Source organism: Bythopirellula polymerisocia (assembly GCF_007860015.1).
GTDB lineage: Bacteria > Planctomycetota > Planctomycetia > Pirellulales > Lacipirellulaceae > Bythopirellula > Bythopirellula polymerisocia.
The window spans coordinates 308531-322459 of the sequence record NZ_SJPS01000006.1; the positions used below are offsets into that span (position 1 = coordinate 308531).

Sequence of the window (13929 nt, forward strand, 5' to 3'; positions counted from 1 at the left end):
TTGTAATTCTTTGACTGAAGCAGCTCCGCAACCGCCTGTTACTTCTGCTCTCGAAACGTCGAGAAACTGATATATCCCAGAATGGCCGACGCCAGTAGTGCGCCGATGTGCATAGTCTTACCTTCCGCACCGAAGGGTATCCCAGCCACGAAATCGATCGTGAACAGGAGAAAGACTAGGGCCGCGACGACCATGCCGGCGATCGTCATACCTTTGGCCATATGCTTTCAAGCCTTCTTAGGGGGAATAAAAATGGTTGGAGTGGATCGGTCCAATCGGAACCTTCTAGTATAATTCCCGGTCACGGCTTGTCATGGCGTCCTTGCCCAAAACGCAAAAAAACCGCCACTTTCGTCAGATTCTGAGGACTAATTGAAACGGCTATGCGGCTTTCATGAGGGCGGAACTGATCAAGAAAATGCAGTCGTTTCCTCCCGACCTGGGGCACTTTCACCTGCAACAACGGGTGCCACAGGCTCGTCGAGGCCCCGTTCACGGCGAATCTGGCCCACTCGTGTGACGATCTCTTGTATGACTCCCTGATTGGCAGAGATGTTGAGCCAGACACGATAGTAGACCCAGCAGACAATCGCCATCCCCGCCAAAGCCCCGCCAAGATGCACATCGGCCATGTCAGCCGTATTTTGTCGACCCGTCCCGGGATCAGAGGCAGCTCCCAATGCCCCCACCACCACAACAGATAGCATTCCCAGTACGCACCAGGGGAAAGTTTGCCGCTTGAGCTGCGCGCTCCGCCGAAGAGGCCCTGGCTCGAGCTTATAGGTTTCGGTTACCTCCTTACACCAACGGCTTGTGCCGACAAAGTAAGTCACAGCGATACTCAACACAAACACCACGGCGAGCGCTGTAGCGGTCCCGGTAAGCATATGAACTCCCCGCCAGCCAAGTGTGGCCTGATCGGGCTGGTTGTAGAGATCGCCGATTGTCAGGCCAACGATGATCGAAGCCAGATATAAACCTAGCGACAACGAAGCAAGCGTGGGGAAAATGCGTGTCATTGGAAATTGCTAGGCGAGCCGGGTCGTCTTGACCCCGTACATGTGAGAAAAACGACCTTTGGCACTCAACTATGAACACTCAATTGTTGACTACGTGCAAACTCCTAGTCTAGAACACTGCCCACCGATCTGGCAGGGGCAGCGGGCAGATTTCCCCCTGTTTTCGAAGATCTCGAGGATGTGCCGCAGTTATTTCGTAGCAATCGTGTAAGAAAGCCCAAGCCCACGGCACAGAAGGTGGGCCGTCTTGATCGGCAGCCGGTCAATCAACGGTTCGCAGATTTGCTTGATTCGCCGCAATCCGCTGCCGGCCAGATAAACTCGCTGGCGACTGACCACCAACGGCGTCGCTATTTTCTTGAAACCGGCCCCCTGAAGCAATCGAGTGACCTCTGCCAGCCGGTACTCCTTGAGATGCAGTCCTCGAGCTTCGGTCCGCAGAGGGCAAAAGATCCGCGTGACATCCGAAGGACGCAGCAACCAGTTGGGAGTAATGGTCACCAGAGATCCTCCCGGAAGCAGCAGATCATGGATGTGCTTCAAGTAGGCGGAGATTTCATCGGGACAAACGTGTTCAAACACGTCGTTCCAATATACGAGGCTCGGCTTATCCTCAAACGATGCAGGGTCGACCGAACGCAGGTCGCCAAGCAGCACCTCGTCGGCATGAATTGATCCCAGCATAGCCAGCGCCTGCTCCCGCATCGCGGCAGAGATTTCCACTCCCCCCACGGGAAAGCCATATTCGCTGACGGTCTTGAGTAGTGCCCCGCTACCGTATCCGATTTCAAACAAACGAGGACGCCCGATGCCCCGATCTACTTGCCGATACAAGAGATCGAGCACCAGGCGTCCGTAACGCTGATCAAATCCCATCACAAACGGCTCGTCACCCGACTGTTGTGCCGCAAGGATCGTACAGACTGTATCGTAGGCCTGGCCGATGACGAGGGAGCGGTCTCGACTACCCGGCGGAAGAGACTGCATCGCGCGAGCAAATTGCTGTTCTTGCACCCATTGCAAATCCTGCAATTGAGACGTGCTCAACCCAGCGAGCGACACCCAACTTCCGTCAGCCAACATGACTTTCGATGGAGATTGTTCGGGCGATTGGGGGAGAATTTGTTCGGCAGTGAACATGGTGGTAGACCTGCAAGGCTGTGGTAGGCAATACAAGTGTAGCTCACTGCAACGTTTTGAATCGCTTGGCACCAGGTTGCGGTTATGATGTTTGCAGCGAATGTTTGCTGCTAGACAAGCCCAGTAAAGGGGGCTGCACAAAGGCAGCCCCCAAGAAACGGGGAAAGTGATGTGGCCCAGACATTGCAAGCAGAAACTCAAGGCGGATCGCCAACAAAGCGAAGAGGGACCACCACCCTGGGGGATGATCCCTCTTGCTTCTCGGGAAATCCTTTGAGAGCTGAATCGACTAGCGTGTTCTCCGCCGGAGCAGCAATCCAAGAACACCACTCGTGGCCAACGCCAAGCTAGCAGGTTCAGGTATCGTTTCGAACGAGATTCGAAAAATCGGTGTGCTTGCGGTTAGTTGGCTATCGAATACGTAACCAGCGCCAGTAGTGAGACCGTTGAAAACCGTTCCCAACGTAGCAAAATCAAACTCGACGGTACCATCTTGCGATACACGCTGGGAGTTCGTTCCAATCTCAAGGAAAGCTGCGTTTTCGGCAATCTCTTGTTCCGAACCTGCATCCCAGATCTGACTCGCAGTTTGGTTGATCGTGTTGATCAATAGGTTGCCGTCATTGTCAAATAAACGAAATTCGCTGGGAGAATCGTTTCCGATGAAAAAGTCGTTGCTTGGCACAACCATCGCACCGAATGTGAAAAACGGGTTCAAGTCGGTGTCAATTGTAAATATCTCCGAAGCGATCGCACCGGGGACAAACGGGCCACCAGGAGCCACGGTGCCCAGCGTCGCGGTCGGGTCAGCAGCGGTGAATGCCGGGAACCAATTCGAACCTGATCCACCCTCAGCAATCGTGACTATCGGTGCGTCGGCGATGGCAGAAAAGCCCAATAGAAATGGAGCGGCACCTTCGTCAAAAGCGTCAAAAGTACCGTTGTTGAATCCGACGCGCAGCGGTGCAACACTCACGCTATTTGTCGGTGACAAATTCTCGGCAGTTACTCTTAGTTGCACAATTTCAGCTGACGCAAAATTAACGATAGCGAACAGCATGGCGAAAAGAACCCCAACATGCGAAAACGCCCACGAATAGATTCTCATAGTTCTAAAGATCATCAGTATCTCCTCCAATTTAAAAACAAAGTAAGGTTGTGCCAGCAAGAAAGCTGGCAAGAATTGATTTGGCTATTTGCCAAAGCACGATCCCTTTTGACGTGGAATCGCATTGAGGTCGCCAAAAACACACTAGCGCTGTGTGAAAACCCTCCTCTCTGTTCCTAAGTTCCTAGCCAGCGAGCTTATGGTATTTGGAGGATTAGTCGCAGTTGCGATGGAGATATTACAACGGCGCCAAAGAAAGTGTGAAGAATTACTCTTCTTCAGTAGCTTGACGAAGCAGATCCTTGATTTGAGTAACGCGCTGAGTCGAGAGGCGAGTGCATTGGGCAAAACCGATTTCCATGAACTCTTTGGGGGCGGCAGCCATGAGTTGACTTAGAAATCGAATTTGTGCGCGAAATTGTCGGCATGTACCGCAGATGAGTAAGTGAATCCACAAGCCCCAGCGCTCTGGGCGAGTCAACTTTAGCTCCCCAGCATTAGCCAGCAAAATGCTCGCTTCGCGGCAATTCATATTCAGAGTAGCGAGTGTCTTGCCAATACCACTCTGCCGTTTACTTTTTTGATCCATGCCAAGTATCATTCCTGAAACCACTTTTCTTCGAGACATTGTCTTAGCGAAAGTCGTGCGCGATGGAGTCGAACCGAAACATTGGCTACACTAATCTCAACTTGCTCGCTGATCTCTTGGACCGCAGCCGACTTCAATTCACGGAGGCGATAAACATGGCTCAGGTGAGCTGGCATCTGCGCCAGGCAGGAAGCAAATACCGACCAAAACTCGCGGTTGAGAGCTATCTGATCGGGCGCAGCGTTCCAAGGTGTCAACAGCCGCGACCACTTCCCGGACTTGGTAAACAAGTCTTTCGGAATCATTTCCGATTCTTCACTGATTTGCGCCTCGCGACCCGATGCACGGAAGTGATCAGCGATTTTATTTCGAAGAATAGCGATTAACCAAGTCGAAAACTTGCTCCGTTCTTCGAATTCATTGCGTCGCTTCCAAGCAGCTAAGAAGGTTTCTTGCACCATGTCTTCGGCCAGGTCTTGTCTCCGGAGTCGGGCCATGGCATAGCTCATCAGCATGTCGCCATAGAGGTCAACCCATTCGGTTGGGTCCACTTCGGTAAAACAGGGTTTTGCATGTTCAACTGCCACCATCTGCCTCGTTTCTTGCGTCTCTACACAACTTGCTCCGGGAATTGGTCGTGGGATATGCAGAAATCTTACACATGATCACGAAAATAAGTGCAAATTCCTTGAAGTTTACGTCCGAACCCCGATGGCTTGAAGGTGTGCGCCAGGCAAGTTTTCAATCCGTCTAGCCCCTGATTTCTGGCTCATTTCAGGCTACAATGAGCCGCTTGCTATCTAGATTTCTGCCATTGCGAAGTAAAGGGAAAGTACCTTGTCTACACCTCTCAATAAGTATAGCCGCCACATCACCCAGCCCAAATCGCAAGGTGCCTCACAGGCCATGCTCTACGGCACCGGCATGACCGATGACGACATGCAAAAGCCACAGGTCGGCATTGCCAGCATGTGGTACGAGGGAAACACCTGCAACATGCACCTAGCGGATCTGGCTGCAAAGGTTAAGGAGGGAGTTCAAGCGGCGGGACTCGTCGGAATGCGATTCAACACCATAGGTGTCTCAGACGGGATCTCGATGGGAACTTCCGGTATGAGCTTCTCGCTCCAGTCGCGGGACCTCATTGCCGACTCGATCGAGACGGTGATGTGTGCCCAATGGTACGACGCCTGCATTGCCCTGCCCGGCTGCGACAAAAACATGCCCGGCTGCATCATGGCCATGGGTCGCCTTAATCGGCCAAGCATCATGGTCTACGGCGGCACCATCAAGCCAGGCTTCACCCACTTTGACGGCGACGACCAAAAACGTGATATTGTCAGCGCATTTCAATGTTATGGCGAATTCCTCGCCGGCACGATAACCGAAGACGAGCGCAAACAGATCGTGCGAACCAGTTGCCCTGGCGCTGGTGCCTGTGGCGGCATGTATACGGCAAACACGATGGCATCGGCTATCGAAGCATTGGGTATGTCCCTCCCCTATAGCTCCTCGATTCCCGCCGAGGACCCCGACAAGCTCGATGAGTGTATGCGTGCCGGCGAGGCGATTCGCATTTGTCTGGAACGAGACATTAAGCCCAGCGACATCATGACTCGTGCGGCCTTCGAGAACGCCATGGTGATCACGATGGTAGTTGGCGGCTCGACAAATGCCGTGCTACATCTGTTGGCGATGGCCCGCAGCGTGGGAGTAGATCTCACCATTAATGATTTCCAGTCGGTGAGCGATCGTATTCCCCTCTTGGCTGATCTGAAACCGAGTGGCCGCTTCGTCCAGGAAGAACTGCACGCCGTCGGTGGGACTCCTGCGGTAATGAAATTGATGCTGGCCGAAGGCCTGATCGACGGCACGTGTATGACAGTCACTGGCAAAACAATTGCCGAGAATCTCGCCGACCTGCCTGGCTTGAAAAAGGGGCAAGAGGTCGTGCGGCCCCTCTCTGACCCCATCAAAGCAACTGGCCATATCCGTATCATGCGGGGCAATTTCTGCCCCGACGGTGCTGTGGCCAAAATCACCGGCAAGGAGGGTCTGCAATTCACCGGCCCCGCCAAGGTGTTCGACTCCGAGGAAGATATGCTTGCCGCTTTAGAGCAAAAGCAGATCGAAAAAGGAGATGTGGTCATCATTCGCTACGAAGGTCCCCAAGGAGGCCCCGGAATGCCCGAGATGCTCACCCCCACCAGCGCAATCATGGGTGCCGGCCTGGGAAGCGACGTCGCCCTAATGACTGACGGCCGTTTCAGCGGCGGCTCGCACGGCTTCATCGTCGGCCACGTCACCCCCGAGGCCCAAGTCGGTGGTCCCATCGCTCTCGTGCAAAGCGGCGACAAGATCATCATCGACGCCGAGCGCAACACCATCGACGTAGACCTTACGGAGGAAGAATGGACGCGCCGCCGTGCCGCCTGGCAGGCTCCAGCCTACAAGGCCGAGCGCGGCACACTCTACAAGTACATCAAAAACGTAAAAAGCGCGAGCGTAGGATGCGTGACTGATGAATAAATCCATGATCGTAGCCCAACTTCCCCACCAAGGGGCTAAGAAGCGGGCCTTACTCGCGTTCTGCGCACTTGGTTCTCACTAAATTCGATTTCAGGTTATTCGCACTGGCAAGCGGAGCTTGAGTGATTCGAGCAGGATTTGCTGGTAGTCGGAGGGGCAAACAGGCGTAAAAAGCCTCGTCAAGAATCTATTCCAGGAGAGCCAGAAGCATTAGCGTCTGGAGTCTGTGGCGGTATCTCCAGGCGCTGACGCTTCTGGCTCGCGTGACAGATTGCCTTACCCCGCCGCCGACTGGAACTCCAACTGAATCACTTCTAACTGCGGATCAAACATCGACTTACCCAGATGAACCACCGCCTGGACTTCTTCGGTCAGGCCGATGGTGTCTCCTTCGTTGATCTGTTTCTGTTTGCAGAGTTGGTAGTGGGCCAAGTTGTACGCATATTCCAACAACACCTGCGGCTCGCCCGCGAAATGGGCCACCTCTAACTCGGTCTTGCCGAGTGCTTCTAGCCCTGTTGTGTAGAGCCGGCTATTACCATCGTTCTCTCGCTCAATACGAAAGTCGATCCAGAGGAATAGTGGCAGATCCTGTGGCGTGAGCTGCGTGGCCTGTTCGAGAAATGCCTGGGGAGGATGTACCAATCGGCCTGGTCCCCAGAATACCCCTTCGGATGCCGCCGATCCAACGAGTCCGCTAACTAATTGAGTGAGAGCAATGCTCTTGTCAATCGACTTGCTTCCTTCGTCAACCAAGGCTACCAGTAGATGAGCTTGGTGATCGCGAAGGGCCTCGGATGCCGTGGGCCAGTACCAGGCCGTCGCACAAGGGCCTTCCAGCTGTGACGGTGGCACGGGTCGAGGGACCAGTGTTACTGCGGCGGTGTATTCGCCGATGGTGCAAGTAAATAGATTCTCGGTTGAACCAGCTACCTCCATCGTCGGGGCATTTGCAAAGTTCTCGCCGATGAAGCGGGCGACTTGGTCGAACTCGGGTAATTCCGGCTCGCGGAGCATCACCAGTGCCAGCCAGCGAAGGGGATCTTTCAGGGCCTGTTCCACGGCGGTCACCTACTTTCTTTTCGCCTGCACGACCCGCGGCAGGCCGGCAATGTCTTTCAAGGTTTCTTGAAGCTCCAGTTCAGAGTCTTGCGAGATTAACGCCTCCACGCGCTCAGCATTGGTAGCCCCTACTTCTAAGAGGAGCCATGCGCCCGACAACAGGTATCCCGGCGACTGAGCAATCAATCGCTCGATCACTTCTGTGCCATGCTCTCCACCGTCGAGTGCCAGATGAGGCTCGTAGTCGCGGACATCCGGAGCCAAATCAGCCATTTCTTCCGAAGAGACATAGGGAGGATTGCTCAACACGAGGGAGTACTTTTCGGTCGATGATAATGTGGAGAATAAGTCACCTGCGACGAATTTGATACGCTCGGCAACGCCGTGCTTCTCAGCGTTGCGACGAGCCACATCTAGTGCCGCGGGACTGATATCGATTGCGGTCACACTACAATTCTCAAAATGCTTTGCGATGCACACAGCAATGGCGCCGCTCCCCGTACCTACGTCCGCAATCTTTAGTGGCTCGGCCGATTTCATTTCTTTTGCCAAGTCGAGTGCGCGAACTACCAGTTGCTCGGTCTCGGGTCGGGGAATCAATACGTCGGGAGTCACCTCAAAACTGAGCGAAAAAAATTCCCTTTGCCCGACCAGATACGCCACTGGCGTTCCCATGGCACGGCGGCTCACTAACTCCCGAAATGCCGTGCGAACGGCCTCAGCAGGTTCCTCCGCAAAAGCCGTGTAGAGCTCGATCCGCTGGCAGCCCCGGGCATGGGCCAAGAGCACCTCCGCATCTAGCCGAGGGCTGTCGGCACCCTTGCCGCGCAGGAAATCGGTCGTCCAGGTCAAGAGTCGCCCGATGGTCCACGGCTCTGCAGTGGTTTGCTCGTCGGCCAATTGCTTGGAATCTCCTCAGAAATGAGTTTGCAAACTTCTCGTGGGACTATTCATCCGCACCAAACGCATCGCGGAGTTGCTGGCGATCGTAATCGATCAGTGCATCAGTCACCGGTTGCATGTTTCCAGCAAGAACTTGATCCAGTTTATAGAGTGTGAGCCCGATGCGGTGGTCGGTGATGCGATTGTCAGGATAGTTATAGGTGCGGATCCGCTGGCTGCGGTCCCCTGAGCCAACCAAGGTCTTCCTTTCATCGGCCCGTTTTTTATCTTCTTCTTCCCGCTTGGCTTCGTAGACCCGCGTCTTGAGCACTCGCAGCGCCTTGGCCAAATTCTTGTGTTGGCTTTTCTCATCCTGACACTGGACTACGATCCCCGTCTCATGGTGGGTGAGACGGACGGCCGACTCGGTCTTGTTCACATGCTGGCCACCAGGGCCACTCGCGCAGAACTTATCGAGCCGATAGTCTTCAGGCGTGATGGTGATTTCTACGTCTTCAGGCTCAGGCATCACAGCCACAGTCGCCGCGGAGGTATGAATGCGCCCCTGCGTTTCCGTCTGGGGGACGCGTTGCACACGATGTCCACCGCTTTCGTACTGTAACTCGCGATAGATCCCCTCCCCTTCGAGCGCCAAGGTAATGTCCTTGAATCCACCTAGTTCAGTGGGGCTATGATCGAGTACCTCAACCTTCCACCGCTTCGCCTCGGAGTGGTGCTTGTACATTTCGTAGAGATCGCGGGCAAAGAGGGCTGCCTCGTCGCCTCCCGTTCCGGCACGGATTTCCATCACGCATCGAGTACGGTTTGCGTCGGCTCCTCCTAGTGTCAATTCCAGGAGTTCGTTCCAGAGTTTTTCGCGATCTTCGATGAGTGTGGGAAGTTCTTGCTCGGCCAATTCCCGCATGTCGGGGTCTTGTCCGTCGATCATCTCCCGGGTCTCTGCGATCTCGGTGTTCAGTTCCTTAAAGCGGCGATACTTGGTCGCCAAGCGTGCCAGCGAACCATGTTCACGAGCCACAGCCGCCATCAAATGGGAGCTTGCCATGACCTCGGGTTCGGACATCTGCTGCTCAAGATGAACGAAGCGAGCGAGCTTTTCTTCTAAGAGGTCGCGCATGGAAAGGGGCTGGAGGTAAGAGGCTAGAGGTTAGGAAAGACTCGAATGCATCCTAAACCCCAGCTACTTCTTGTCGGCCTTGGCCTTCTTCCCCTTGGTGAGGCTGGCATAGCCAGCCGCGGCGAATTTGTTCTTGAACTTCTCAATGCGGCCAGCCGTGTCGACAAACTTCAATTTGCCCGTGTAAAAGGGATGGCAAGCACTGCAGATGTCGACCTTCAGCTCCTGGCGAACACTGCCCGTGACAAACGAGTTGCCACAACCACAGGTGACCTTGGTTTCGTAATATTTAGGATGAATGTCTGCTTGCATAGCGATTGCTCCCGGCTGACATAAGCCAGCGTCGGCTTGGTACTGTGTGCTTTGAGTTGCCCGAACGAATTCCATAAGATACCACCGTCGGTCTGGCCCATCAAGGGCCCACCCGGAGGCCTATTTTGTGAAGAAAATGCCGTCCCTGCCCTCTGTTTTATGCAGACGTAGAGGATTACTGAGAGCACAGACGGGATGAAGCTGGTACACATCGATGTGAAAGTGGAATTGACTGCAAACGTACCAGCATCAGGCAGATAAGCCTAGCTAGCAGCCTCTCTATTTAGGCTCGTTGAGTAACCTGCAAAGGCCAAGCGATCTTGCGAAGGGGCGGCATAATCTGTATTCCACCCATTGGTAGGGGTGTGAAAAGACTCCCCAGGTAGTGGCTACCCGCGCGCTCCGCTTGGTTAGAGACATGGCCAAAATGTCCGACTCGGAGAGACGAAACTATATTCCTACCGCCACTATTCGTGCTTCGTTCGAGAAACTGATCCGCATGACCCCCGAGAGCAACTCGATGCTCCCTGCTCAACTTCCGCCTAGAGGACCGTTGCTAATTGACGAAAGTGCTGCGCGTCGCTGGGCATGGGGTGCAATCGTACTGCTCATTGGGAGCTGGCTGGCGGGTTGCCAGACGGCGCAGTATCGGGCTTCCAAGCTGCCGAATCAATACCGGGCGAAGCACAGCCCTGGCGATGTGACGGTTAACATGGCTCGGCTGACGGGTGCAGGATCCGACAACTCGCTCATCGGCACCGACGACATGTTGGAAGTCACGGTCATGAGTGGTCGCAATGGCGAGGCGTCCGTGCCAGCAGTAGCCCGCGTTTCCAAGGAAGGCCTCGTCGATGTGTCTCCGATTGGTCCGGTGGCAGTGGCCAATCTAGATCCTGCAGTTGCCAGCGAACGGATTGCAAAGGCTGCCATTGAGCGGGGAATCTTTCTCCAGCCGAATATCACTGTTGAAATCAAGAAGAAGGCCGTCAACCATATTACAGTTCTCGGTGCTGTTGAGAAGCCGGGACTGCATGAGGTCCCCCGCAATTCTAGCGACGTCGTGAGCGCATTGGCTATGGCAGGCGGCTTGACGGATGCAGCAGGCACGGAGGTGGAGATCATTCGGCAGCACGTCGCCCGGACAAACAGCTATACCCGATTCGCAGATGGTTCTACTGCTCAGCCTCCTACAAGTGAAGAAGAGGCTGAAGTCAAACTTGCAGCTTATTCAGATCTTTTCCCTAGTGGGCCACCATCGGCCCAAGCGAAATCTCCTGTGGTTCCTGTTTCGGAACAAGTGGCCCAGCGGATCGACCTGGCTAGCTTGCCCACAAATTCCGCTCGCGATGATTTCCACCTGGATGACCGAGACGTAGTGATGGTCAAGCCACGCAAGAAACGGAGCATCCACGTCGGTGGCCTCGTGAAGCAGCCGGGGCAATTTGAGTTGCCTCCGACAGAAGACCTACGCCTGCTCGACGCGATTGCCCTGGCAGGTGGATCGAGTTCCACGGTAGCCGACAAAGTGTACGTAATCCGCCCCGTTGCCGGTGAGCCAGAGCCTGTAGTGATTTTGGCCAGTATGCAGAAGGCAAAGCAGAATGGAAAAGAAAACCTGCTGTTGGCTGAAGGGGATATGGTGAGCATTGAGCAAACTCCTGCGACGGCAGTGTATGACGCATTTAGCAGCTTCCTTCGCTTTACGATTGGCTTCTCCAGCAGTTCCTTCTTCTGAGAAATGCACTTCCTCCCTACCTAACTTGCCCCGCAACGATCTATGACCAGTACAGATTTCAATCAGAATCAGAACGATGCCGAGTTCATGCCGTCGGTCGACGCGGTTTCGGCAATTGCACGTTTCGTTGGAATCGTTCGCCGTCGGAAACAAGTGGTCATCACAGCCATCATCATTCATGTTCTGTTGGGTACGACCTACTACATGCTGGCGACCAGGAAGTATGCCTCGACGGCAGAACTCTTGATCATCCAACAGAAGCAAGATCACTTAGCCACGGTTGGCGATCACGAGAGTTCCGAAGATACGATGGCCACGAATCAGAAACTGATTGCTTCTCCCATCGTATTGCAAAACGCCATCAAACAACTCTCCCCGCAATATCTTATCGATCTAGTGGGAGAACCGACGCATAAATGGGTCGAGACGCTTTCAAAGAATCTCAGCGCTCGGGTCACGCGCAAGACAAATTTTATCGACGTAACATATCGCTCAAAACACCCCGAGGCAGCGGCAGCAGTCGTGCGGGCAATTATCAATTCCTACTTGCAATTCGTACAAGACAAACATCAAGGAACTGCTGGCGACGCGCTCCACAGCCTTCTTCAAAAAGGAGCTGAGTTGGAGGCCAAGCTCACTGAAAAACAAAACGAGCTTCAAGACTTCAGCCAACAAGTGGGGCATCTGGCCGTCGGCCAGGACGACAGCGCGGTCGAGCCGATCATACAGCGTGCCCTCAGGCTCAACGACGCTCTGATGGACGTGCAGCAGCGGCGACTTGAATTGCAGGCAACGCTGGTATCTGTTGAAGGAGCATTGGAACGAGGCGAAGATATCAATCAGTATCTCGTCGCGATGGAAGAGTCCGTTGGTCGACAAATGATGCTCTCTTCACTGGGGTTGAGCTCGGAAGATTTGAGTGTGATCGAAGAGCAACAAAAGCAGGTGCTCGCGGCGCAAGCCGAATTGAGTTCGCTCTCGAATTTTTATGGACCGAATCATCCGCGCATTCTTGATCTGCAAAAAAGTATTGCCAACTCGGAACGTTACGTGCGAGAGTATCGCGCCAATTTGGGCAAACAACAGAACGGTATGGTTCAGCAGCATATCGGACCCGTGGTTAAGCGGATGCTGGAACAATCGGTCCAACAAACCTGGCAAAAAGAACAGCAAATGTCCGATTCATTTGAAGAAGCCCGCCAGGAAGCCGCCAAACATAGCGGAGACTTGGTGCAGCTTCGCATGTTGGAACGCGAAGTGACCAGGCTCGAAGCTCAATACGATCTCTTGTTTGAAAAAATCTCGACTGTCGACATGCGGCAAATGCAGGCCCCAATTCAGGCGACTGTCGTCCGCGAGCCGGTTCCCGACCGCGTGCCCGTCTCACCTCAGATTCGGTTCCTGGTGTTTATCTGCCTGGCCAGCGGGACTGCAGTCGGCACAGTAATAGTCTACGTGCAAGACGTCTTGGACGACCGCTTTTCTTCTCCGGAGGAATTGACCGCTCAATTGGGTGTGCCCGTGTTGGCAATGGTCCGCAATCTTTCTCCTCTACCTGGAGAAGGGATGGAAACAGTACACACGCACAAGCTGCCGCATTCCGTGGAAACTGAGGCCTTCCGCACTTTACGGACCGCGATTTCGCTCTCGGGTTCCTCCTGCGACCGGTTGCTAATTTCTAGCTCGGAACCAGGTGACGGAAAGACAACAATTTCAGTAAATCTCTCCGTGGCTATGGCACAGGCGGGTAAGCGAACTCTGGTGATCGACGCCGATCTGCGTAAACCTGGATTTACTACGCTGTTGAAACTCAAGGGTCGACCGGGTGTGTCGGACGTGCTGACCAGCGAACGTTCTCCAGCGGAATCAGCACCCGACTTGGTAGTACATACCGAGGTACCGGGACTCGATGTCCTGCCAGTTGGCCTAAGACGTCCAAATCCGGCAGAACTCTTGAGCAGCAACGAGTTTGTGGAACTGCTGGCCTGGGCCGATTCGCAATACGATCGGGTGATTGTTGATTGCCCGCCTGTGTTGGCGGTCAGCGATGCCCAGGTCGTAGGCCAATTGGTGGATGGGGCCATTTTGGTGGTACGCCCAGAAAAGAATCATCGCCGCTCTGTCATCCGGGCCGTTGAGAGTTTCCAATCTGTGGGCTGCAACGTGCTGGGCGTAGTCGCCAATGCCTTGTCTGATGAATCGCAAACCTATGGCTACGGAGGCTACGGGTATGGCTATGGATATGGCTACGGCTATGGTCACGACGAGCAAGACTTCGAGGACGTGGATGCCGACTCTGAGGAACTGATCGTTCCCCATCCAGCGACTCAGGTCGGCGTGTCACTTCGTCGCAAGGAAACCTCCACCGATCCGATTCGTCCTCGTAGGGCAGCATGAACAACGTCGCACTGAGAC

At 54.3% G+C, this 13929-nt stretch carries 13 protein-coding genes; 3 read left to right on the forward strand and 10 right to left on the reverse strand.

Annotated features, from left to right (window positions below; all coding sequences use genetic code 11):
* Nucleotides 1-38 precede the first annotated feature (38 nt).
* The 6 genes from Pla144_RS18880 to Pla144_RS18905 all read right to left on the reverse strand — a co-directional run bounded on the left by Pla144_RS18880 (nt 39) and on the right by Pla144_RS18905 (nt 4446).
* Nucleotides 39-221: a hypothetical protein gene (locus tag Pla144_RS18880; protein WP_146452260.1), complete on the reverse strand. Its 183-nt coding sequence runs from the start codon at nt 219-221 to the stop codon at nt 39-41.
* Nucleotides 222-410: 189 nt separating this feature from the next.
* Nucleotides 411-1019 carry a hypothetical protein gene (locus Pla144_RS18885; RefSeq protein WP_146452261.1) on the reverse strand — a complete coding sequence of 203 codons (609 nt, stop codon included), beginning with the start codon at nt 1017-1019 and terminating at the stop codon, nt 411-413.
* A 189-nt stretch (nt 1020-1208) separates the two neighbouring features.
* A complete protein-coding gene (locus Pla144_RS18890) occupies nt 1209-2159 on the reverse strand; it encodes a class I SAM-dependent methyltransferase (RefSeq protein WP_146452262.1) in 951 nt (316 codons plus the stop codon).
* A 289-nt stretch (nt 2160-2448) separates the two neighbouring features.
* On the reverse strand, nt 2449-3282 hold the full coding sequence (locus Pla144_RS18895) for a spondin domain-containing protein (protein WP_197530822.1): 834 nt from the start codon (nt 3280-3282) through the stop codon (nt 2449-2451).
* Nucleotides 3283-3535: 253 nt separating this feature from the next.
* A complete protein-coding gene (locus tag Pla144_RS18900) occupies nt 3536-3856 on the reverse strand; it encodes an anti-sigma factor family protein (protein ID WP_146452263.1) in 321 nt (106 codons plus the stop codon).
* 8 nt (nt 3857-3864) lie between these two features.
* Nucleotides 3865-4446: a sigma-70 family RNA polymerase sigma factor gene (locus tag Pla144_RS18905; protein ID WP_146452264.1), complete on the reverse strand. Its 582-nt coding sequence runs from the start codon at nt 4444-4446 to the stop codon at nt 3865-3867.
* 247 nt (nt 4447-4693) lie between these two features.
* Between Pla144_RS18905 and ilvD the strand changes: the two genes are divergently transcribed.
* A complete protein-coding gene (gene ilvD, locus Pla144_RS18910) occupies nt 4694-6385 on the forward strand; it encodes a dihydroxy-acid dehydratase (protein WP_146452265.1) in 1692 nt (563 codons plus the stop codon).
* A gap of 276 nt (nt 6386-6661) precedes the next feature.
* On the opposite strand, the gene Pla144_RS18915 is transcribed toward ilvD, so the two are convergent.
* The 4 genes from Pla144_RS18915 to rpmE form a co-directional block, all read right to left on the reverse strand.
* On the reverse strand, nt 6662-7447 hold the full coding sequence (locus tag Pla144_RS18915; protein ID WP_197530823.1) for a DUF4261 domain-containing protein: 786 nt from the start codon (nt 7445-7447) through the stop codon (nt 6662-6664).
* A gap of 9 nt (nt 7448-7456) precedes the next feature.
* Nucleotides 7457-8347: a peptide chain release factor N(5)-glutamine methyltransferase gene (gene prmC / locus Pla144_RS18920; protein WP_146452267.1), complete on the reverse strand. Its 891-nt coding sequence runs from the start codon at nt 8345-8347 to the stop codon at nt 7457-7459.
* Nucleotides 8348-8393: 46 nt separating this feature from the next.
* Nucleotides 8394-9467: a peptide chain release factor 1 gene (gene prfA, locus Pla144_RS18925; protein WP_146452268.1), complete on the reverse strand. Its 1074-nt coding sequence runs from the start codon at nt 9465-9467 to the stop codon at nt 8394-8396.
* Nucleotides 9468-9530: 63 nt separating this feature from the next.
* Nucleotides 9531-9779 carry a 50S ribosomal protein L31 gene (rpmE, locus tag Pla144_RS18930; protein ID WP_146452332.1) on the reverse strand — a complete coding sequence of 83 codons (249 nt, stop codon included), beginning with the start codon at nt 9777-9779 and terminating at the stop codon, nt 9531-9533.
* Nucleotides 9780-10197: 418 nt separating this feature from the next.
* Between rpmE and Pla144_RS18935 the strand changes: the two genes are divergently transcribed.
* The gene (locus Pla144_RS18935; protein ID WP_146452269.1) at nt 10198-11514 is read left to right on the forward strand and encodes a polysaccharide biosynthesis/export family protein; all 1317 of its coding nucleotides are present in this window, start codon (nt 10198-10200) and stop codon (nt 11512-11514) included.
* 42 nt (nt 11515-11556) lie between these two features.
* Nucleotides 11557-13911: a polysaccharide biosynthesis tyrosine autokinase gene (locus Pla144_RS18940; protein ID WP_146452270.1), complete on the forward strand. Its 2355-nt coding sequence runs from the start codon at nt 11557-11559 to the stop codon at nt 13909-13911.
* The last annotated feature ends 18 nt before the right edge of the window (nt 13912-13929 follow it).

Excerpts from the sequence above, each read along its gene's own strand:
- Pla144_RS18885 (WP_146452261.1), bottom strand. The coding sequence starts at position 1,019 with ATGACACGCATTTTCCCCACGCTTGCTTCGTTGTCGCTAGGTTTATAT.
- Pla144_RS18935 (WP_146452269.1), top strand. The coding sequence starts at position 10,198 with ATGGCCAAAATGTCCGACTCGGAGAGACGAAACTATATTCCTACCGCC.
- Pla144_RS18895 (WP_197530822.1), bottom strand. The coding sequence starts at position 3,282 with ATGATCTTTAGAACTATGAGAATCTATTCGTGGGCGTTTTCGCATGTT.
- Pla144_RS18880 (WP_146452260.1), bottom strand. The coding sequence starts at position 221 with ATGGCCAAAGGTATGACGATCGCCGGCATGGTCGTCGCGGCCCTAGTC.
- Pla144_RS18905 (WP_146452264.1), bottom strand. The coding sequence starts at position 4,446 with ATGGTGGCAGTTGAACATGCAAAACCCTGTTTTACCGAAGTGGACCCA.
- Pla144_RS18940 (WP_146452270.1), top strand. The coding sequence starts at position 11,557 with ATGACCAGTACAGATTTCAATCAGAATCAGAACGATGCCGAGTTCATG.
- prfA (WP_146452268.1), bottom strand. The coding sequence starts at position 9,467 with ATGCGCGACCTCTTAGAAGAAAAGCTCGCTCGCTTCGTTCATCTTGAG.
- Pla144_RS18900 (WP_146452263.1), bottom strand. The coding sequence starts at position 3,856 with ATGGATCAAAAAAGTAAACGGCAGAGTGGTATTGGCAAGACACTCGCT.
- rpmE (WP_146452332.1), bottom strand. The coding sequence starts at position 9,779 with ATGCAAGCAGACATTCATCCTAAATATTACGAAACCAAGGTCACCTGT.
- Pla144_RS18890 (WP_146452262.1), bottom strand. The coding sequence starts at position 2,159 with ATGTTCACTGCCGAACAAATTCTCCCCCAATCGCCCGAACAATCTCCA.